This is a genomic window from Vreelandella salicampi, assembly GCF_013415105.1.
Taxonomy (GTDB): domain Bacteria; phylum Pseudomonadota; class Gammaproteobacteria; order Pseudomonadales; family Halomonadaceae; genus Vreelandella; species Vreelandella salicampi.
The window spans coordinates 549,437-571,003 of the sequence record NZ_JACCDF010000001.1; the positions used below are offsets into that span (position 1 = coordinate 549,437).

Annotated in this window: 19 protein-coding genes; 11 read left to right on the plus strand and 8 right to left on the minus strand. The window is 49.2% G+C overall.

What is annotated here, in order from left to right; all coding sequences use genetic code 11:
• Positions 1 to 56: 56 nt before the first annotated feature.
• Together nosR and HZS81_RS02655 are read right to left on the minus strand one after the other, a co-directional pair.
• A complete protein-coding gene (gene nosR, locus HZS81_RS02650) occupies positions 57 to 1,394 on the minus strand; it encodes a response regulator c-di-GMP phosphodiesterase, NosR family (RefSeq protein ID WP_179928978.1) in 1,338 nt (445 codons plus the stop codon).
• Positions 1,391 to 2,242, minus strand: a complete 852-nt coding sequence (locus HZS81_RS02655; RefSeq protein WP_179928979.1) for an ATP-binding protein — start codon at positions 2,240 to 2,242, stop codon at positions 1,391 to 1,393. The genes nosR and HZS81_RS02655 overlap by 4 nt, the downstream gene beginning before the upstream one ends.
• Positions 2,243 to 2,490: 248 nt before the next feature.
• Here HZS81_RS02655 and HZS81_RS02660 point away from each other — a divergent pair, with 248 nt between their 5' ends.
• Positions 2,491 to 4,149, plus strand: coding sequence for a methyl-accepting chemotaxis protein (locus tag HZS81_RS02660; RefSeq protein ID WP_179928980.1), 1,659 nt, complete (start codon positions 2,491 to 2,493; stop codon positions 4,147 to 4,149).
• Between the two features lie 109 nt (positions 4,150 to 4,258).
• Here HZS81_RS02660 and HZS81_RS02665 read toward each other — a convergent pair whose 3' ends face one another.
• Positions 4,259 to 5,110 carry a YihY/virulence factor BrkB family protein gene (locus tag HZS81_RS02665; protein ID WP_179928981.1) on the minus strand — a complete coding sequence of 284 codons (852 nt, stop codon included), beginning with the start codon at positions 5,108 to 5,110 and terminating at the stop codon, positions 4,259 to 4,261.
• Positions 5,111 to 5,886: 776 nt separating this feature from the next.
• On the opposite strand from HZS81_RS02665, the gene HZS81_RS02670 reads away from it, so the two are divergent.
• From HZS81_RS02670 to nadS, 4 genes are all read left to right on the plus strand, one after another.
• Complete coding sequence (locus HZS81_RS02670) at positions 5,887 to 6,066, plus strand: hypothetical protein (protein WP_206679525.1); 180 nt, start codon at positions 5,887 to 5,889, stop codon at positions 6,064 to 6,066.
• Between the two features lie 32 nt (positions 6,067 to 6,098).
• A protein-coding gene (locus HZS81_RS02675) for an IS3 family transposase (protein ID WP_422141315.1) occupies positions 6,099 to 7,669 on the plus strand; the annotation gives its coding sequence in 2 pieces (ribosomal slippage) (positions 6,099 to 6,552 and positions 6,552 to 7,669; 1,572 coding nt in all).
• 23 nt (positions 7,670 to 7,692) lie between these two features.
• Entirely contained in the window at positions 7,693 to 7,911 is a 219-nt protein-coding gene (locus HZS81_RS02680; RefSeq protein ID WP_422141317.1) for a type II toxin-antitoxin system RelE/ParE family toxin, read from the plus strand.
• Positions 7,908 to 8,192 (plus strand): NadS family protein, encoded by a 285-nt coding sequence (gene nadS, locus HZS81_RS02685; protein ID WP_179928982.1) that lies wholly within the window; start codon positions 7,908 to 7,910, stop codon positions 8,190 to 8,192. The genes HZS81_RS02680 and nadS overlap by 4 nt, the downstream gene beginning before the upstream one ends.
• Before the next feature lie 492 nt (positions 8,193 to 8,684).
• On the opposite strand, the gene HZS81_RS02690 is transcribed toward nadS, so the two are convergent.
• Entirely contained in the window at positions 8,685 to 9,869 is a 1,185-nt protein-coding gene (locus HZS81_RS02690) for a methyltransferase (RefSeq protein ID WP_179928983.1), read from the minus strand.
• A 66-nt stretch (positions 9,870 to 9,935) separates the two neighbouring features.
• On the opposite strand from HZS81_RS02690, the gene HZS81_RS02695 reads away from it, so the two are divergent.
• From HZS81_RS02695 to HZS81_RS02720, 6 genes are all read left to right on the plus strand, one after another.
• A complete protein-coding gene (locus HZS81_RS02695; RefSeq protein ID WP_179928984.1) occupies positions 9,936 to 11,654 on the plus strand; it encodes a zinc ribbon domain-containing protein in 1,719 nt (572 codons plus the stop codon).
• A 2-nt stretch (positions 11,655 to 11,656) separates the two neighbouring features.
• Positions 11,657 to 12,487, plus strand: a complete 831-nt coding sequence (locus HZS81_RS02700) for a hypothetical protein (RefSeq protein WP_179928985.1) — start codon at positions 11,657 to 11,659, stop codon at positions 12,485 to 12,487.
• Positions 12,488 to 12,776: 289 nt separating this feature from the next.
• Positions 12,777 to 14,309, plus strand: a complete 1,533-nt coding sequence (locus tag HZS81_RS02705) for a site-specific DNA-methyltransferase (RefSeq protein ID WP_179928986.1) — start codon at positions 12,777 to 12,779, stop codon at positions 14,307 to 14,309.
• The gene (locus HZS81_RS02710; protein WP_179928987.1) at positions 14,306 to 16,951 is read left to right on the plus strand and encodes a DEAD/DEAH box helicase; all 2,646 of its coding nucleotides are present in this window, start codon (positions 14,306 to 14,308) and stop codon (positions 16,949 to 16,951) included. Before HZS81_RS02705 ends, HZS81_RS02710 begins: the two co-directional genes overlap by 4 nt.
• A 565-nt stretch (positions 16,952 to 17,516) precedes the next feature.
• Positions 17,517 to 18,608, plus strand: a complete 1,092-nt coding sequence (locus tag HZS81_RS02715) for a helix-turn-helix domain-containing protein (protein WP_179928988.1) — start codon at positions 17,517 to 17,519, stop codon at positions 18,606 to 18,608.
• Positions 18,583 to 19,071 carry a PIN domain-containing protein gene (locus HZS81_RS02720; protein ID WP_179928989.1) on the plus strand — a complete coding sequence of 163 codons (489 nt, stop codon included), beginning with the start codon at positions 18,583 to 18,585 and terminating at the stop codon, positions 19,069 to 19,071. The genes HZS81_RS02715 and HZS81_RS02720 overlap by 26 nt, the downstream gene beginning before the upstream one ends.
• A gap of 134 nt (positions 19,072 to 19,205) precedes the next feature.
• Here the strand turns inward: HZS81_RS02720 and radC are convergent, their stop codons facing one another.
• The 4 genes from radC to HZS81_RS02740 form a co-directional block, all read right to left on the minus strand.
• Entirely contained in the window at positions 19,206 to 19,703 is a 498-nt protein-coding gene (gene radC, locus HZS81_RS02725) for a RadC family protein (protein ID WP_179928990.1), read from the minus strand.
• A gap of 89 nt (positions 19,704 to 19,792) precedes the next feature.
• Positions 19,793 to 20,404, minus strand: coding sequence for a lambda exonuclease family protein (locus tag HZS81_RS02730; protein WP_179928991.1), 612 nt, complete (start codon positions 20,402 to 20,404; stop codon positions 19,793 to 19,795).
• A 37-nt stretch (positions 20,405 to 20,441) separates the two neighbouring features.
• Entirely contained in the window at positions 20,442 to 21,230 is a 789-nt protein-coding gene (locus tag HZS81_RS02735) for an ERF family protein (protein WP_179928992.1), read from the minus strand.
• A gap of 73 nt (positions 21,231 to 21,303) precedes the next feature.
• On the minus strand, positions 21,304 to 21,480 hold the full coding sequence (locus HZS81_RS02740) for a hypothetical protein (RefSeq protein WP_179928993.1): 177 nt from the start codon (positions 21,478 to 21,480) through the stop codon (positions 21,304 to 21,306).
• Positions 21,481 to 21,567 lie beyond the last annotated feature (87 nt).

Genomic DNA, 21,567 nt, shown 5'->3' on the forward strand with positions numbered 1-21,567 from the left:
GGAGCTAGCGGCGGGAAGGGTGCTTGTAGCGGTGAGGGACTTGGACGGGGAAGGTTTTACGTTTCTGATTCGTCCTCAATAAGCGCCTCTTCATCGGGCAGGCGCACTAACAGGGTGTAGCGGATCGATTCGGTGCCCTCAAAGCTTATGAGCTTATCAATCAGCCCTTCGGTCAACTCGCGGCCTTCATTAAGCAGCAAGTGCCCGGCTTTTGAGTGTAAATCACGCACCAGGATCATGCCCGGCTCCAGCTTGTCGGTGCTAAGCGCCATCACGGAAGCATCGCTAATGCCCATATCCGGGGCGTGCTCTTGCAAAAATGCCACCAGTTCGCGGCTTAGTTCCGGGTCGTAAACCCGGCCAGCGAGTTTCTCTAACAACTTAAGGGCATTATCACGGCTAACGTGGCGATCCAGCATCAATCCGCGTTGTAGCTCAATAAAATCGACGCATAAGCGCAGCAGGCGCGCCCCCCAGGGGATCGCCTCCTCTTTGAGGTGGTTAGGGAAGCCACTGCCATTCCAGCGCTCTTGATGGTAGCGGATCAGTTTTGCTGCCCCATGCAAGGGTTCCAGCGCCATCAAAAGCTCTCCCGCCATTTCGGGGTATTTCCGATAGCGGTCGCGCTCTTCGCCAAACATTTTTTCCGACGCAAGACCAAGCAATTGATCGTCCCAGCTCAACTTTCCCAGGTTATACAGCGATGCGGCCATCAGCAGGTCACGGCGTAACCCTTCATCTACCGGATGTGCCTGCAAAAACGCCTTGATGACTTGCGTAATTTGACTGTTGGTTTGATGCCGCTCGGGTAAGCGCATATTGATTAGCGATGAAAATACCCGCGTCGTCGTCACGTAGCTGTGTTTGAGTGCTTCATGGGCGCTATCGAGCTGGCTCGCCACCTGGGTAAGCTCAGCCGTGCGGGCGTCCACCCGCGCTTCCAACTCGCTGTTAAAGCGCTTGAGCTCCTCATTTTGCGTTTGGGTCAGCGCTTCTAGGCGTTGGCGCTCATGCTCGCTCTCAAAGAAGGCAACCGCCTTGCGCAAGATAAAGCGCAAATCGTCATCGTTCCACGGTTTGGCGATGTAGTGATAGATATGGCCATCGTTAATGGCCCGCGTCACCGCGTCTAAATCGTGCTGACCGGTGAGCAAAATACGAATGCAGTCAGGGTAGCTGGCTTGTATGCGGCTCAAGAGCTCAGCGCCGTCCATGCCGGGCATTTTGTTGTCCGACACCACGACGTTGGCGGGCTCCTCGGCCAGTATCTCCAGCGCCTCTTCACCGCTACTCGCCGTCAGTACTTGGTACGTCTCACTTCGTAGTACGCGCCGCAGAGCACGCAAGACATTGGGCTCATCGTCAACGATCAATACGCTGGCAGGCTGACTCATTCGCTTACCTCCTGAGGCCGTACGCACTGGTGAACCGGTAACCAAACACGAAAACGGCTTCCTGCGCCTGGCTCGCTGAATACCTGAATGTCGCCGCTATGCTTGACGACGATACTGTAAGAAAGCGAAAGCCCGAGACCCGTACCCTCTCCCACGGGTTTGGTGGTGTAAAAAGGCTCGAACAAGTGCGGCAATTGCTCCGCAGCGATGCCTTTACCCGTGTCTTCTACCTCAAACCACACGTGTTCCCCCTCATACCCGGTGCGTAGGTATATCGTGCCGCGGGGGCCCATCGCGTGAGCCGCATTGGTTAACAGATTGAGCACCACTTGGTTAATCTGCGACGGCAAACACTCCACCTTTGGCAATTCGGCAAACGCTTTCACTACGTCAGCTTTATATTTGATTTCGTTGTTGACCAAATTCAGCGTGGTCTCGATGCCGCGATGAATATCAGCGTAAGTGAACGCATCCTCTTCGATATGCGAAAAATCTTTCAATGCGGTAATAATCGACTTAACACGCTCGATGCCCTCTTCAGATTCGCCAATCAGGTCCTGAACATCACTGCGGATATACGCGTAGTCGGTCGACTGTTTGAACTGCTTGAGGTCATCAAGGCTTGCCGCACTGTCGATCGCATCGATCAGCTTGATCAACTCCTGCACATAACCCGCTAAAGTCGAAAGATTAGAGAAAACATAGCCCACCGGGTTATTAATCTCATGCGCTACCCCTGCCGCTAACTGGCCGATAGATGCAAGCTTTTCCGACTGCAGCAGGTGTGCACGTGCACTTTCTTCATCGATTAGCGCTTGGCTCAACGGCACCGTGCGATTTTGCATCATGCCTCCTTATAGTATTTATTATTAGCCTTGGCATTACCGACACGGACAGCCCTACGTATTAATCTGAGCGACGACTTCTTTTTTTGAGATCGAAGTCGAGGCCTGTCCAAGCCCTGTTTTGATACGTGGCTCGTAGCACAGCGTAGCGTTTAAAAGTATGACGTTGCCATGATTCTTTTGATCCTATGAGCCAGCTTAGGCATGAGATAGTCTAATGCTTTGTATAATGACTTATGAGACTGCTTGATATGCTACAAAAATTACAACTTATCAATGTCAAATACACGCTTGCCTTCATTGGTGTCGCGGCGGCCTTAATTATCGTCGTCGTTGCCGAAACCTTGCTGCTTAATAACGTACGTCAGAGCATGATGGCGTTCAGAACTGCCTTCAGCCCGGCTATCACCGCTGTACTCAATGCAGACCGAGATCTTTATCAAGCGCGCGTGGCAGAACTTACTGTGCTTGAACACCCGCCAGGAAGCGAAGCAGCCGAATCAGATTTTGCCGACTACCAAGAAAACGCTGATCAAGCGCATGCGCGCATGCAGAACTTCATGCAAAAACTGTCTGAGTATCCTGAAGTCATGGTAGGGCTGGAAAGCTTCGAGGCACGCTTCGACGCTTGGAAAGCCGCGTCTCAGCAGGTTTTCGACTACCATCGCGCTCGTGATATCGAATCAGCACGCGCGCAGTTGGTGGGGGAATCGCAAACAGCGTTCGGTGAATTGCGCGAGCTCTATGATATTGCCGGACAAAATGCCGGCGTGCGTGGCGAGACGCTAGAAGCGGATACACTGGCCAGTATTCGTGTAAAAACGCGTTGGGTTTTCGGCTTTGTGGGCCTGGTCCTGATTATCGCCTTGGCCATTGCCTTTATAGGCCCCAACCTCATGTCACGCGCGCTACGTGATGTTAGCAAACGTATTCGTGACATCACTGAAGGGGAAGGTGATTTGACGGCGCGCATCCAGAGCCGTCGCAAGGACGAAATTGGTGAGCTGGCCTCTGAATTTGATGCCTTCATCGCCCGGATGGATCGCAGTTTTAGCGCCGTAAGCCAAAGTGCCCAAAGTGTACGCTCCGCTTCGCGCGACATTGCTAGCGGTAGTGAGGACTTGGCTTCGCGAACCGAGCAACAGGCCGCCGCCCTGCAGCAGACAGCGTCAAGTATGGAAGAGATGTCTTCTATCGTACGCCAGAATAGCGAATCGGCCACCTCCGCTGACCAACTTTCGGAACAGGCCGCTAGCAAAGCTGCAGCCGGTAATCAGGAAGTGAGACGCACCGTAGAATTGATGAATGAACTCAAGGCTAGCTCACGTCAAGTTACCGAGATCGTAGAAGTCATCGACAGCATTGCTTTCCAAACGAATATCCTCGCCCTCAACGCATCGGTGGAAGCCGCGCGTGCCGGGGAGCATGGCCGAGGTTTTGCCGTTGTCGCTCAGGAAGTCCGCAAGCTATCCGTCCGCACGACCGACTCATCACAGCAAATTCGCACCCTCATCGAAGATATTACCCAGCGAATTTCCGAAGGCTCTGCGCAAGCCATCCGCAGTGGAGAAGGCATTGAAGAAGCCCTAGAAGCCGTCAGCCAGGTTTCTGGGCTGATGAATGAAATCTCATCAGCGCTCAAAGAACAAGAATCGGGTATCGAACAGGTCAGCACAGCGGTCAATCAAATGGATTCCGCCACCCAGCAAAACGTTTCCTTGGTCGACACGACTCAGAGCTCTGCCGCTTCGTTGCGCGAGGAAGCCGAAAGGTTGAGTACGCTAGTGCAATCGTTCCGTCTCAGTGGCGGTGGTAACTTGCCGGCACCGGCAGTATCTTCGGATAGAAAAGCCGATCAGCCTCGTTTGTCCCGTGCTAAAGAACAAGATACGGAGTGGGAAACGTTCTAAAACAGGGAAATGTTCTAAAAAAAGTAAAACAATATCTGATAGAGGCCGTGGCCACCACGGCCACGTTAGCCTTGGTTACCGACACGGATCGCCCTACGTATTGGCCTCTTTAAGTATTCGTTTCTCTGGCTTGGCGCGCTCTTTCCGCGTTGATCTCAGCGCCTAGTAGCACCACAAATGCCGATAGCCAAAACCACAGCATCAACATGACCACAGCACCTAACGAACCATAAAGCTCGCTAAAGTGCGAAAAATAGCGCACGTAAAGCGATAACCCGCCGGAGCCAAGTAACCACAGAAACGTTGCCACTAGCGTGCCAACATTGACCCACTCCCAATGCGCTGACTTACGGTAAGGGCCAAAGCGATACAACAGCGCAATCACCAAACTCATGACCACCAATAACGCCGGCCAACGCAGCCAGTCAATCAGCTGATCGAGGGGCGATGCAATCTGCAACACATCGACCACAAAGGGCACTAGCGCAATAAATCCCAGAGTAAGAAGTGTCATCACCACCAGCCCAAACGTCAGCGCCATTACCACAAAACCGCGTAACACACGGCTGCGTTGGTCCTTTTCTCCATATACAATATTGAGCCCCACGATCAGCCCGCGCACACCTTTGGATGCTACGAAAACCGCCACCGCCACCCCCACCAAGGCCGTAATGCCTCCGGCTTGTGCAGCGTTTTCCGCCACGTTCTTCGTTTGCTGACTCACCAGCTCCGAGGCGCTAGGCGGCAGAATCCGACTGAGCTCGCGCAGCTGCTGGCTCGCGTCAAAAGGATCAAACAAAAGACCCCAGAGAGAAATCACCGCCGCAATTGCAGGAAACAACGCCAACAGCGCATAAAACGCGACCCCCGCCGAGAGCATCGTAATTTGGTCACGCTCCATTTTGCGCACGACCCGCTTACCAATAGCGTGCAATACCCCAACATCGCGAGTGACGCGCATAGCATCTCCTTGGTGAATAATGGCGAGTCGCTTTGATGGTTATCCAAATACCACCATATATCAACGCCAACGTGGCACCTGGGCATTCCATTGATAAACGGGGAAGCCATATCGCGCGCATAACAAAAAGGGCCTAGCGATGAACGCTAAGCCCTTTTTTGATTAATACGTTGGTGCCGGTGGGGAGACTCGAACTCCCACGCCTTTTACAGCGGCGGATTTTGAATCCGCACAATCAACATATCAGGGCCGCGCTTGCACAAGGCTTTGCTTTAAAATCAGTATATTACCGCTTTACATCTTTTACACACAGCACGTTGGTTGCACCCAGTCTGCGACCAAAATGCGACCACATGGCCTCGGAGCCCTCGGCAGACAGTCGACAGCAGCTAGGGGGGTGACTATCAATCGAGGGCTTTTTCAACATGAGAACTACTTTTCCTGGCATGCTCTCGAAACGGGGACGTTTCAGTAAATCGCAGCCAGACTTTGGCTATTCACAATGCACCGAATACCAAGGGATTATGAGTGCAACCAAACAAACTTTTGGATCGCGCCTGCAATGCGGAAACAAAGGTTTTTCAATGAGTTAAGATATTCCATGGTTTACATTACTCACATGGTTTTCACCTTGTTAGCAGCCAAATAACAACCACGCGGCGACCAGTTGGCAACCAAATTGCTGCCAGCTACAGCAGAGTATAGGGTCGATACTTGATAACTCAAAATGTACTATGTACACTAAATTACGCATTGGCTAAAGGATGTTCCCCCACGTGAGTCATGCGATTGAATTTATCGAAACCCCAACATTCACCCGACAGATCCAGGCCATTGCGACAGACGACGAATTAAAGGAGCTGCAGCGCACCCTGATTGCTCAACCCGACAAAGGTGACCTGATTCAGGGCACCCCCCTCTGTCAGCCTAGTTGTCCGGTTGGCGATATCGCCTAAATCTACCCCAGAGGGAGCGGCATGGAGTCCTTGTGCCACGTTATTCTGCAGAGCGTAAAGCAGCTGTCCTGAAGAAGTTGTTGCCACCCCTCAACCGCAGTGTGGTATCGGTTGCAACGGAAGAAGGCATCTCTGACGCGACGCTGTATAGTTGGTTAAAACAGTGTCGAGAAAAAGGAGTGCCTGTGCCGGGTTACACCCAAGGCGACAACGAATGGTCACCTGACGCCAAGCTAGCCGTGGTCATCGAAACCGCGACGATGTCAGAAACAGAGCTTGGCGCTTACTGCCGCGAAAAAGGCCTTTATCCCGAGCAAATTCAGCAGTGGAAAGCGGCTTGCCTCGAAGGCGCTGGCCGGCAAGAAGATCAGGAAAAAGCGGCGCAAAAACAGCGTAAAGAAGACCGTAAGACCATCAAACAGCTCAAAGCAGAAGTGCGTCGCAAAGACAAGGTATTGGCAGAGACGACATCGTTACTGGTGCTCTCAAAAAAGCTCGAAGCCTTGTACAGCGAAGACCCCGACAGCGGCGAGGACGACTAACGCCTCTCGACGAACGTGCAAGGCTCATCGCGCTATTTGACGAAGCGGTGGCGGGTGGTGCCTCCCGCTATCAAGCGGCCGTTATTATCGACGTCAGCGAACGCACGCTGAAACGCTGGCGATCTGAGTGTGGCGCTGTTGTTGAGGATCAGCGTCCACAGGCGGTGCAAGGCAGGCAGCCACATCAGCTGACGTATGAGGAAGAGCAGGCCATTTTGAAGGTTTGTCATCGTCCCGAGTATCAGAGCTTGCCGCCGTCTCAAATCGTGCCCTTACTGGCAGACAAAGGCGTCTATCTGGCCTCCGAAGCGTCGTTTTATCGGGTTTTGAAAAAGCATCACCAGCAGCACCATCGCGGCCGTATGAAACCACGCCGTCCAGTGCCCGCGCCGACCAGTTTTACGGCAACCGGGCCAAACCAGGTCTGGAGTTGGGACATCAGCTTCTGCGCCTCCGTTGTACGAGGCCAGCACTGGTATCTCTACCTGATCATGGATATCTACAGCCGCAAAATCATTGCCTGGGAAGTTCACGACACCGAATCGGGCGAGCTGGCTAAGCAGCTACTGGAACGCGCCTTGCTGCGAGAAAGCTGCTGGCATCAGCCGCCGGTACTGCACTCAGACAACGGGGCACCAATGACGTCCTATACGCTCAAAGCGAGGTTAACAGAGCTGGGCATGCTGATGTCTTACAGTCGGCCAAGAGTGAGCAATGACAACCCTTACTCGGAATCGCTGTTCCGCACCGTCAAATACTGCCCGGCGTGGCCCAGCAAGGGCTTTGCATCGCTGAGCGCGGTACGAGAATGGATGTTGGCGTTCGAGCAGGCTTACAACGAGCAGCACCTTCACAGTGGCATCCAATATGTCACGCCAGCTGACCGACATCGTGGTGTTGATCGAAAACGCCTTGAACGCCGTAAAGCGGTTTATGAAAGCGCTAAGCGTCGATATCCGAAACGCTGGTCGGGCAGCACCCGAAACTGGGAGGTCACTGGTTCAGTGTCGCTCAACCCAGGGAAAGTGCACGAAATCGAGCGTAATAAACAGGCTGCTTAAGCGCAGCCATTTGGACAACTGGGTTGAAAATCACCGGCACGGGAGGTCTGCGCAAAATACGCATGTCGTTGGGCAACCAAGGTAAAAGCGGCGGCGCTCGGGTTATTTACTTTTTGGCAACGGCAGAGAGAATCTATCTGATACTGGCCTACCCCAAGAGCGTGAAAGACAGTTTAACGCCCGCTGAAAAGGCCACACTGAAAACACTGACCCACCAACTCAAGGGGGAGGTTACCAAATGAGCATTTTTGACGAACTGCAAACATCGCTGCAGGAAGCCGTTGAGATCAAACAAGGCAAAGCGCAGGCCAGCCGCATCACACGCCATGAAGTGACCGATGTGAGTGCTATCCGGGCCAATCTTCATGTTTCTCAGGCGGAGTTTGCTGAAGCTATGGGAACCAGTGTGGACACAATCAAAAGTTGGGAAACCAAGCGCCGTAACCCTACGGGACTGGCGGCTAAGGTACTGGCTACGATCCAGGACAACCCAGCTTTTTTCAACGAGCTTGCTTCTCACTAGCTTGCAGCTGGTGAGGCCAGTTAAACTTGAACCTCCGACCAAGAGATAATGAGTACAAAAAATAAACTTTGAAATCGTGTCTCCAATGTGGAAACTAAATATTATCAGGGAGTTAACATCTCTCTAGGTGTAGGCTACTTACATGGTCTTCATTCTGTTGGCAGCCACATGAGAACCAACCGGCAACCAAATGAAAATATTCGATAAGGCGTAGTGGCTCAACTAAAGTGCGAGTCGCCTGAACTGGAATAAGCCATTGAGTTACCGTCTCTGAGATTTTTCAATCTGGACCTATGAGTTTGGCTAAAAAGCTAGGCTTCACTATTCTTTATTAACTAAAAATTATTAATAATAAATATTAATATATTAGCATCGCTAGAAAGATACATTTAGTTGGCCCGATTTTAAAAAGAACATAAATGACTGAAAATATTTAATATTGAAGGAAATTATCCCTATGTTACTAATGTAAATAACAAAGAACTTTCACAACTATGCAAGTGCAATATTCATGCTGCCAATATTATCTTCATGCTTAATCTCTAAATAACGTGCAAGATGATTGAGAACATCAGATTTTGTTAGATACTTAGCACAAGTCCCTCTGGCACTCGAAAATATTTCAGTAGCACTGGCGTGCCAAAAGTCCTTAATTTCGAATGGGTCGATGTAATCCGGAACAGACAGACGAAAAACGCAGTCGCTTATTACATATCGACCTTTCTCAACAACTTCTGCTTTACCTATGGCTCGGGTTCCAACTCTGCTAATCAAGACATCGCCCGTAGAACCAATTATCGTGCGAGATGAATTAACAAGTTTTCCCTCCAAAGAAAATATGAAGCTTTCTTCATTCTTGTTATGAGAAAATCCAGAGGTATGGTAATAGGGAATATCACTCTCCCTTAACTCTTTACCAGAATGCACTCCTCTCTTTAAACTGAAAATAGACTCTGCAAGCGAAAAAAAATCGCTCTTGATAAACTTTGATGGCCAGCGGGAGAATTCATCTTGCGAATGATGAGAAACTTCACCATCACTACGTGTAAGCGAAAAATAATTTTCAAAAACACCCTTGACCATTACAACAATGAATGTTCTTGCCTCAGTTCTTTTAAACGAACCAGCTTCAATCTCAGAAATCTCTACAATAGAGCCACCAGCACACAAGTATTTTCTAAATTTTGAGAAAGAATCTGAAAACACAATAAGGTCAGGTAAGATTAAAGCAAGAACACCTGAACTTTTAATTAGCTTGAGATTCTGGATAGTAAATATAACTTCAGTTCTAATTTTTGACCACCCGCACATCCAACTAAGACCAAAATCTTTTAGCAATTTTTTTTCGTAATCAAGATTCGTTCGCCAAGAAAAAGGAGGATTGCAAATGGCGAGATCATAACTAGCTAGATCATCCTTATAAATACATTCAAAGGAGCGAGATACAACATCAACATTATGATGTTCGCCTGGGAAATGCTTTTTCAAATATGCGTTATTTGCTACGTCTAGCTCACAAGTAGATATGCAAATATTAGGCCATTTTTTTATTATTGGAGATAAAAGAGCACCTTTTCCGGCACTTAACTCAATGCAATTCTCTGGAGCGCTGCAAGGAAGCATAGTGGCTAACCTTTCGCCTATCTTCTCTTCCGTGTAGTATTGCTCTAGAGACACTAGCTTAACCTCCTGAAAATATTTTATAAATTAGCACGGAGGTACCTTTCTGTAAAGGAGATAAGGGTGAGCAACAATCAAGAAACACTTGAACTAATGGCTGAACTGGATACGCATGAATACGAAGAGCGTGCCGATTATCTGCCACCAGAATATATTAAAACAAAAACCGCCAAGGGAAAGTTTTTTGAGGATATACAAAAGAAATTATTTCAAGTTGGTGCAAAGTTACTTATCGGCCCACGAGGCACCGGCAAAACACACCACATGAGACTCGCGTACATAACCTGCAAAGAGGATTCAAATAAGCCTTTACCAGTATACGTAAGTTTTAACCATTATCTTCGCCTTGAGACATACTTAAACGAATCATCAAATGCTATTGGTGTCTTTCATGCATGGACATTAGGAAAAATTATTCTATCTTGCATAGAGGACTATGGTGATAATGTTCTCTATGAAGGTATTGATGCCATCAGCTTAAAGGAATTTATACAAGCTGTAGAAAAACAGCAGTACAACTCCGATTTTTATAGCATTGTACAGAAACTTTCAGTTGAAAAAGCTAAAGACTATATTGAAAGCTCTATACAGCGCCAAGAACGTAAACGAGCAATCTTGTTGCTTGATGACGCAGCATTGACATTAACTCCAGAATACATGGTTGAATTTTTTGAAGTATTTAGAAGTATAAAGTCTTCGCTCATATCACCTAAAGCATCGGTTTATCCAGGAACGACGCAATATGGGCCACGCTTTCACCTTGGACATGATGCTGAACCAGTAAATGTTTGGTTAAGTGTTGAAAACCCAAATTACATTGAATTCATGACCTCTCTAACCAGCAACAGGTTTGAGGGTGAACCAAATGTTCCTAATGAAATATTGGAACTTTTTAAGTATGCTGCTTTTGGTATACCAAGAGCATATATAATGATGGTTCGTGAATACCAGCAACAAGGCTCTTCTACAGCTCAGAAAAAATTCAACAAAGTAATTTACGATAGAAAACAATATACAACTGCAGAATATTTATCAATTGCTGATAAGCTCAAGCAGTATAGGGGGGTCATAGAGCTTGGAAACGAGTTTTTAACAAATATTGTTAATTATTTAAAATCATTAAATCACCAAAATATTGATAAAAAAGGAGATAACTTCGAAAAAATTATCACTGTTGGCATCACTGGAATCCCTCAGAAAGCTGAAAGGATGATTCGATTTTTAACAGAGGCTGGTTTGCTTTATGAAGAAGATAGCACTTCTCATGGGGCGGACCGTAGGCTCCGTAGATTTATTCCTCACATGGCATTTGTCTTAGATGAAAGAGTACTAACAAAGAGCAGAGGGTTTAGCGCTACAAAATTGCTAGAGATCTTGACTGGCCGCTCGGCTAAGCATCCTGCTAGACCCTCTTTTGAATCTCTAATTAAAGAGGATCAACTCGTAAAATTAAACCTAGACTTACCACCGTGTGCAAATTGTGGGGCTAGGAGGCTAACTGAGAAGCAGAAATTTTGCCATGAATGTGGTAAGCCTCTTGTAGATTACTCAACATTCAGAGAATGTATGGCGAAACCTTTAAGTGAATTACCGCTTACAGATTTCCAAAAAAAGGCAATTGAGCAATATACGAGTTTCAAAACAGTTGAGGACGTAATTCGCAGCCAGGATCCTTCAACTGAATTACAGAAGGCGCATCGTATAAAAACAGCTAGGGCTGAGGATATATACAACCGGATTGATGGTTGGGTAAATACTTGGGTTAATGAGTTTCTGGTGTAAAAATGGCTCAACAACGTTTTAAAAGTTCAATATCAGGCATGCGTAACTCGTCACGATTCGACTCGACAGTTTATTTTCAAGATGTCGAAGTGACAGACCTTTCACCCATTCATCGGTTTGTGAAGCAAAGAGAATTATTGACTACTATATTAGGAGCAGAAAATGACTCAGCGGAATGGCGAATGAAGGCTAACCTTGTAACAATAGGCATTGTATCAAGTGTCGAGACGTACTTTAGATCAATAATAAGAAAATGCTTAATAACTGATGATAGCTCAAGAGCTCATAGTTATCGTAACAAGGTTTCTTATGGTGCAGCTTTATTCCATAGCCCTGATTTACTGCCAGAAGCCTTATTAGAAGAATCCACATTTCTCACTGGATCTAGAATAGTAAAAAACATAAATGATTTCACAGGCTTGCAACTAAACATTCAAAAAGAGCCCGATTTATCTAAGGCACTCGATGAATATGAAAAAGTATGTCATCTTCGCCATTGCATTGCGCATCGTTCTGGCCACCTTGGTTCAAAAAATGCGATAGAATTAGGCTTGGAAACTTTTTCTGAGCATTTAGAAAAACCGATAGTTTTAACTTTTGACGCCATTAACAATGTGTTTAATATTTGTCACAACTTGGTACTAGAGTGCAATGACTACATATTTGAATCTATTCTTGCAAGAACCGTTTCTAGAGGCCTTTGGACTGGAGATCTTAGAACAGATAAAAAGAACTTTAAACCGATTTTCGAGCTTTTTTCACCTGAACCATCAAGTAATGAAAAACTACGCTCTACGTACAGGATCTTCATTAATCACTTTGGTATAGTTTAGGGATTAAATCTTTAAAAACCTTCGTTAAGACAATCAATATTCACGAAACAGTTGCGAAATAATATCTAACTTTTGACCTATACATACACGGTACATAGTTGACAGCCAAATGGATATTGAATTCGAAAAAACTGAATTATAATGTAATTTTGGTGTTATCCATGGAAAAACTCAATCTCTGGCCCGCTGGTAAGGCATGCCAGCCGCTTTAGAAGTTACCCTTCACAAAGGGTATTATGTGGCCATAAGCCAAGCCCAAGTAATACGCTGCTAAGGAACACACGAGTACATGCCCATACTGCGATGGTTAACCCGAGACGAAGACGTGCGCGGCGCTGAAAAGGTGCCCTATCGCTTGATGGAAGAGGCTCCCGAGCTTGGCTATGGTGACCAGAACTCAGGGAATATGCTCATCCAGGGCGATAACCTCGACGCCCTGAAGGCACTACTGCCCTATTACGCCGGGCAGGTTAAATGCATCTATATCGATCCACCCTACAACACCGGCTCCGCCTTCGAGCACTACGACGACAACCTAGAGCATTCCAAATGGCTCGCGATGATGTGGCCCCGCTTGGAGCTGTTGCGTGAGCTGCTAGCTGAGGATGGTTCGATATGGATCAGTATTGACGAAGACGAGCACGCCTATTTAAAAGTCATTTGCGACGAAGTATTTGGTAGGCGAAAATTTGTAACTACCAACGTCTGGCAGAAACGCTATGCGCCAGATTCGCGTGTTGCCATCAGTGATGCCCATGAGTATGTGCTCTGCTATGCGATGGAGCCACGTTCATTTAAAGAAACACGCAACCTCATCCCGCTTAGCGACGCACAAACTAAACAGTTCAAAAACCCAGATAAAGACAACCGAGGCCCCTGGAAGGCTAGAGACTTTACAGCACCTGGTTACCGTCCTAATCAAATGTATGAAATCACTCTTCCTTCTGGACGCGTAGTTACTCCTCCAGGCGGCCGGTGTTGGCGGGTCACTAAAACAGGATACGAGCAATTCCTAGCCGACGACAGGATGTACTTTGGCCCCAAAGGCGACGGGGCACCTTCGGTTAAAAGGTTCGTCGCTGAAATGCCAGGTATGGTTCCTTGGACATGGTGGCCTCATACAGACGTAGGGCATTCTCAAGAAGGTAAAAAAGAGAATCAGGCTCTTTTTGGACACGATGACACATTTGGTACTCCCAAGCCGGAGCGCTTGATTGAGCGCATTCTCCAAATAGCCACCAATCCCGGCGACCTTGTGCTTGATAGCTTCCTTGGCTCAGGCACCACAGCCGCTGTAGCCCAAAAAATGAGCCGTCGATATATCGGCATTGAGATGGGTGAGCATGCCGTCACGCACTGCGTTCCCAGACTCAAGCAAGTCATTGACGGTGAGCAAGGCGGTATTTCTGAGGAGCAAAACTGGCAAGGCGGCGGTGGCTTCCGATTTTATCGGCTTGGTCCACCAGTGTTTACGGAAGATGGGCAAATTCAGCCCGATATCAAATTCCCCGTATTGGCCGCTCATATCTGGTATACCGAGACGGACATCTCGTGGGCGAAGCCGAATAAACAAACGCCGTTTCTGGGCAGCCATAATGGCCATGGGTATGCCCTCCTATACAACGGCATTCTTGGAGACAAAGCTGCTGCCAATGGAAACGTACTTACTCGGAAGACGTTAGCCGTTATTCGCGCTGTGCAGGGGGATTTTGAAGGCCCAATGACTATTTACGGCGAGCGCACCATGTTGTCAGAGGCAACGCTCAACGCTGAGCAGATCGAGTTCAAGCAAACCCCTTACGATGTTAAGGCGCGCACATGAAGTTAAAGGATTACCAACACGCCTCGCTTGATACGCTTAAATCCTACCTGGAAGAGGCGCGGGTTATTGGTCCGCAAGAGGCATATAAAAAAATTACCGAAAAACCCGAGGTAGCTGCACGTCTACGTGGTTATCAGGCTAAGTACTCCCCAATCAAAACGCTCCCAGATACGCCTTATGTTTGCCTGCGCTTACCCACTGGCGGTGGTAAGACGATTCTCGCCGCTCACTCGATTGCTGTGGCAAAAGATGCTTGGGTAGAAAAAGATTACCCCTTGGTGCTATGGCTAGTACCCACCAACACCATTCGTGTGCAAACGGCTGAAGCGCTCAAGAACCCTCGCCACCCCTACCGAAAAGCCCTGGATGAGGCATTTGGTGGGCGCGTACGAATCTTTGATATTGGCGATTTCACCCATATTAAGTCACATGATCTTCGATCCAACCTATGTGTGGTTGTGGGTACGGTACAAACGCTGCGCGTAAGCAATACCGATGGGCGAAAAGTCTATGCCCATAATGAGGAGATGGAGCCACACTTCTCAGCGGTTTCTCCTCAAACGCCGGAACTAGAGCGCACTGAGAAGGGCAATATCAAATTCAGTTTCGCTAACCTGATGCACCTTCACCAGCCGCTGGTCATCATGGATGAAGCCCATAAAGCGGGCTCCAAGCTCAGCCAAGAAGTTTATGAGCGGATTAATCCGACCGCGCTCATCGAATTTACCGCCACCCCTAAGGGATTTAATAATCTACTTCACTCCGTAACAGCCCAGGAGCTGAAAGATGAAGAAATGATAAAAATGCCTGTGGTGCTGGATGAAGCTGAGACATGGCAAGGAGCAGTTAACTCGGCCATTTTGAAGCGTGCCGAGCTACAAGAGCACGCTGAACGTGATCGAGAAGCTTATATTCGCCCTATCGTGCTCTTTCAGGCACAAAAAAAAGGCGAAGAGGTCACCGTGGAGGTGCTGAAACAGCACCTGATCGACAATGAGAATATTGATCCAAATAAAATCGCTGTGGCCACTGGCGCACAGCGCGAATTAGACGGCATCAACCTATTCAAGCCCGATTGCCCTATCGAGTACGTCATCACGATCGAGGCGCTCAAGGAGGGCTGGGACTGCTCGTTTGCCTATGTTTTCTGCTCGGTGGCTAATATTCGCAGCTCAACTGATGCCGAACAGCTCCTGGGCCGCGTGCTTCGCATGCCTTACGCCCAGAAACGTAAAGAGAAAGCGCTGAATAAATCCTACGCTAAGCTGGTCTCTAAGCACTTTTCTGAGGCGGCCCACAGCCTTCGCGATAAACTTATTGATATGGGCTTTGAAGAGAGCGAGGCAGAGGACAATATCGAAGCCGAACAGCTCGGCCTTGATGATGGGTTGTTTGGACGACAGCCTCAGTCCATCCCGACGATGAAAGTCGCCATGCAGGCTAGCCAGGAAGAAGCTAGCAAAATGAACACGGCAGTGCCGTCGAAAGTACAAGTGACCTTTGATGAGAGCGGCAAGAGCCACGTGGAAGTAAAGGGCTTCCTCAAGCCCGAAGAAACCCACACATTGATCAGCTATGCCCCTGAATCGCTTAAACCGCAGCTTCAGCAAAGCATCAACGAGCACCACGCTAAATACCAGCACGAGATACCGCCATCACAGAAGGGAGAAACCTTCACGCTGCCCCGCTTGATGGCCTACGTGCAGGGGGAGATGGTATTTGGTGACCCTGATATTCTCATGGAGCAACATGAGTGGTCGCTTGCTGATCATCCAGCCCGCTTGGAAGCGTCCGAATTCAGTATCGTGGATACCACGAACACATTTGAAATTGATTTGGACGGCAATCGCGTCACCATTGGCTCTGGCGATACCGCTGAACAGCTCACCATGAACGTCGAAGTAGACGACTGGACGCCAAACAGCCTAGTGCAATGGCTAGATCGCAAAATACGTACACCGTGGCTCAGCCAAGCGGAATTACTGGCTTGGCTGAGCGATGTCGTGACCTATCTAACACGTGACCGCGAGCTAAGCTTGTCGCAGCTGATGCGCTGCAAATTTATTCTCGCTCGCAAGCTGTCTGAAAAAATTCATGGCTTCCGCCAAGCAGAGCGCGAGAAAGTCTACCAAGCCAACCTGTTCGGGCCAGACGCCCATGTTGAGGTCTCTTTCGACCAAGGCTTTACCTTCTTCGATGAGATGTATGCGGGCGTTCCGAAATATCGCGGCACCTATCGGTTCAAAAAGCACTTCATGGGACCCGACGATGTGCCCGTCTTTGATTCCAAAAAGGTCAATGGCGAGGAAGAACAGTGTGCCTTCATGATCGATTCGCACCCGAGGGTAAAATACTGGACTCGTAACGTCAGCAGGCACCCAAATTCGTTCTCGCTGCCGACCTCCACCGATAAATTCTATCCAGACTTTGTCGCCCTGGTCGACGATGGCCGTCTGCTTGTCGTGGAATACAAAGGCAAGGATCGCACACCAGAGGAAAACCGCGATTCACGCGAGAAGAATCTTATCGGCCAACAATGGGCAAAGGCTTCCAATGGTAAGGCTGTCTTTGTGATGGCTACTATTGAAAAGGGTGATCCGAAAGAAGTCCGCGTGGCGATTGATGAAGTAATCGGGAAATAGCCAATCCTTATCGCAAAACCCGCTCCAGTCGAAGCCGCTGCGGTGCAGAAAAACTAAGAATCTTATAAACGGAAAAATGGAGGGGATTGCTCCCCTCCATATCGCTTACTTCTTCTTACGAACCTTGATCGGGAAAACCTTGCCGTTTTTAGGCCGAATAATTTTCCCGTTCTTACGGATGTAAGGCCGATAAATGATCTCGTAGTCGTCGTGAATAACGCCCATGGATCACCTCCATCTACCATCACGGCCTTAAAAACTTCACGGCGTTGACCTTTGGCTAGGCAAAGATTAACCTTCGCCATGCTATCGAATATGGCAACTCGCCAAGAGAACAGGGCCGCCATGCTAAGTCCTGCTCTTTTGCGTCCTCCCAACCAAGGCGGCAACCTTGGTTGGGAATCCTTCCTTCATTTCATCATCCTTGATTCCCTCGTAGTAGTTTTCTAAGAAGGAAACCACTACATGTAGTACTCCTATGTCTAAATCTACATATCTGGTTGACAGGTGTCAACCCAATCACCATATTGTCAACTTAGCCCACCTTAAAACAAGGTAGAAAGTCATGCTGCATGATCGTATACATCGTGCGCGTGTCCTCAAGAATATGACCTTGCAGCAGTTAGCCGATCTGCTGGGGGGCATAACCAAGCAAGCTCTGTCGAAATATGAACAGGGCAAGGACGCGCCCAATTCGACTCGCTTGATCCAACTGGCGGATGCGCTTGGGGTTAACCCTGAGTATTTTTTCCGTTCAGACTCAGTAGAGCTGGGAAAAGTAGACTTCCGTAAGCACTCTGCCTTCGGAAAACGCCAGCAAGAAGCCGTCAAGGAGCAAGTGCGTGAGCACCTTGAGCGCTATTTAGCAGCAGAAAGGCTGTTCCAAACCGGCCAATCACCTGATGAATTTTCCAAATGGCATCAGCGTTTTTCCGTATCCAGTATCGATGAGGTCGAACAGGCAGCTAATAAACTCCGTGAAGAATGGCAGCTTGGGCTAAACCCTATCGCCAATCTGACTGAAACCCTGGAAGAAAACGGCATTAAAGTCGTCAGTCTTCAGGCTCACGAGAAATTTGATGGGCTTTGCGCTCTCGTCAACGATGGCTCGGATGCCGTTATTGTCAGTAATACTGAGCGTCCTGGAGAACGTCAGCGTTTTAATCTCGCCCATGAGCTAGGACATTTGGTTATGTCACTACCTGAGGAGCTTCATGGCACTCGGGATGAAGAAAACTGGTGCCACCGCTTTGCTGGGGCGTTTCTCTTCCCGGCAAATCAAGTGCGCGTCACCTTTGGTGAGCACCGCAAACGGGTGCTGTTCCAAGAGTTTCTTTTGGCCAAGGAGGAGTGGGGCATTTCTATTCAAGCCACTTTGCGCCGGTTATATGACCTGGATATCGTTAGTTCGAGCTTCTATCAGAACACTTTTCGCCTATGGTCGATGAAGGGTTTTCGAAAAAGTGAACCTGGTCGACAAGAGCCTGAAAAATCCTATCGCCTGAAGCAATTGGTTTACAGGGCGCTGGCTGAAGGACTGGTTACTCCTTCAAGAGCAGCGGAGTTACTCAGTGTAAGCCTTGGAGAAATTGAGGAAATCATGGCAAACGGACAGGCAGGTGACAGTGAGCATGTCAGCGAAAATTCTTGTCTCTGATACCAATATCTGGATCGATCTACACCGCAGTGGCCTGCTTAAAACCGTGTTTGCCCTACCTCACCAGTTCGTCACTACCGACTTTGTGTGGCGGGAGCTGAAAAAGCCTCCTGGTGAGGAATTGACGGGGTTAGGCCTTGTGGTTGAGGCATTCAATGGTGAGGAAGTTGCGACGCTTTTTTCGCTACGCCAAACATTGGGCAACTCCTCACTAGCGGATGTGTCGTGCTACTTCCTTGCCAAAGAAAGAGGCTGGACGCTGCTAACCAATGACGGCGCGCTCAGGAAATCAGGGCAGCAAAGCAAACTAGAGGTTCGTGGTGTACTTTGGATATTAGATGAGCTGGAAGCTCATGCCCTTCTTTCGCCAAGCCAACTGGCCGACTCTTTGGAATCGATGCTAAAAGCGGGTGCCAGGCTACCGGAAAACGAATGCCATCAACGACTAGACCGATGGCGGTAAATACGGAGCTCAAGATGACGTCCCAGAGCAGGTAAAAGGCTTCTTGTCGGTTATGAATATTAGCCAAAAAAAATAGCTCAACAGATGGGTCCGCCCCCTCCCCCAGGAGCGGCGCCACATCTAGAGTTAATCAGTTACAAATACCCCATCTCCGCAAACGACTTACACCCATCACTTCCCACCACTACATGATCAATCACCTTGATTTCCATCAGCCCGAGGGCCTCTTTAAGCCGCTCGGTGATTCTCCTATCTGAATCACTAGGTTCGGGGTCACCGCTAGGGTGGTTATGTACCAAAATTACGGCAGCAGCGTTGTAAGCAAGTGCTGCCTTCAGTACTTCCCGTGGGTACACGCTCGCCGCGTCGATGGTGCCACGAAACAGCTCCTCGAAACGGATCACCCGATGCTGGCTATCCAGAAACAATACACTGAATACTTCGTGCTCGTAGTCCTGAAGCAGTAATTGCAGATGCTCGAATGCCTGGGAGGGCTGCGTGATCTTGCGGCCTTTGGCGAGTTTACGCCGCGCAAAGCGCTTGGCCATGGTGATGATGTCAGTTTCGGTAACGGGCGATGTTACAAGGTAGGTGCCCGCCACTTCCCCGGCTTTAAGTTTGGCGTGTGTCATGGTTGCCTCCAATAAATAAAAATGCCGGGGTGGTGGCCCCGGCATCTATGTCGTTAGATAGCGTGTTGAATCTTGATGTATGGGTTCCGTCACGCAGCCATCACTTGGCTCAAACGTCGCTCCATTTCTTCATGGAATGCTTCAACCCGCTCGGCAATAGTGCGGATCATGATGTCGTCACGATAAGCGCGTTTGATAAACAGCGGCATACCTGGCCAATAGCTCACAAAGTCGATCCACTCCCGCTCGCTGACCCATAGGCCGCCCTGACATTGGGGTATGTGCTCATTGGGTATTTCTCCATTCAACAGCACATCGATTTGGAACTTGGGTAGCTTGGTTTTGATTTCTAGCAGGCCGTTAGCGCCTACCAGGCTGTCGGGGGAGTAACCCACCTCGTGATTGAGGATAATACCCACTTCCTGAGGCTGGGGTTCGCCGGTGGCATCGCAGTAAAGTGCACGTGCCACGCCTTCCAGCTCATGGCCACGACGGGTATGCGCGTTACCCTGAAACGGCTCTGCCAGCTCGCCGGTAATGCGCTCGCCGATCAACTGGTGCATGTAGGTAATGGCCCCGGCACCCAATCCACCAGGGCCTTTGCCTTTAACCAGCAATGACTTTAGCTCCGACATGGTGACGCGCCCTAAGCGCGCCGCCAGCCACTCAGGGGAGCCTTGCGGCATATTAAGTATCTGCATGGATGCCTCCTTTACTCAGATAGAGGTGGTACTCCGTTCACTTAACGGCTCGTTTGGTGAGGGAAGCACGTAGCTTGTCGAAGTCGCTATACGGCACTTGCACAGCTGAGCCGTACTTGCCGCTAAACCACTCCTGTGTCGTCGCGGGGCATTGGCTGATCAAGCGTTGGATTTGGCCTGCCTGGAACGGGGTTATCGTCTTGATACCTGCCTTGGTACTGGCGTTACCGTTATCATCCTGGCCGCGTGTGGTGATGTTGAGTAGTGCGGAAAGTACATAGCGCTTGCCGTAGCTGGTAGATGAGCCAAACGCCTGCACGGCATTTTTGTTACCACTCATATCCGCAGGCAATAGCATGCTGGTCTCTTCGCGGTGGCCATCTTTATGCATCAGCACACCGGTTACCTGGATACCGCGCTCCTGCGTCTGAATACGAAAGCTCACCGCAAAGCCGTGCTTCTGCATGATGGGCCGGACGGTATCGACGATATCTTCCAAGGTGGCGTAGCAACCGTTGTTGGTTTGCCCGCGCTCTTCAATGCTAGGCAGTTCGGTCTGCATGGCCGCCATGGCAGCGCTATAGGCCATCATGGCCTGACGATCCATAACGCGTTCCTGCATCTGCAGTAAGCGCTCCATTTTGTCGATATCGACGTCGGGATTGAGGGCAGCGCGTTCAATTACCTGGATGATCGCTGTGCTTTCGGCTGTAGAGGTCGACTCAACGGAGGAAGCAGGTACAGCTGTGACGGCAGCGGCGTTGGCTTTGGTTGGGGGAGTTACCGGGCGGGAAGAAGAATTTACCACATTAGATGATCGTGCCATGGGGCACCTCCATTGAAACAAGAAATGGTGGTGATGCCGTGTAGCCAGGCATCATTATGAAGTAATCGCGGCATTATTCCGCTAAATGCTGGGCTAGCTCATTGGCTTTAATAGGCACTAGCCGTACCTCAGCTCGATAAAACGCGCCTTGAGCGCAGACCACGGTGTCAGCGCGGTTGGCATGGTTGGCTATTAGCTCTTCAGTCAGACGCGTTAAAGCAACTTCAATGGCATGGGAAATAAACGTCATGGCAGTACCTCGCGGCATAAGCCCCACAGCAAAACGCCCAGCCTTTTGGGGGCTGGGCGTTTATGCCAGGGAGATGGTGAATATCAT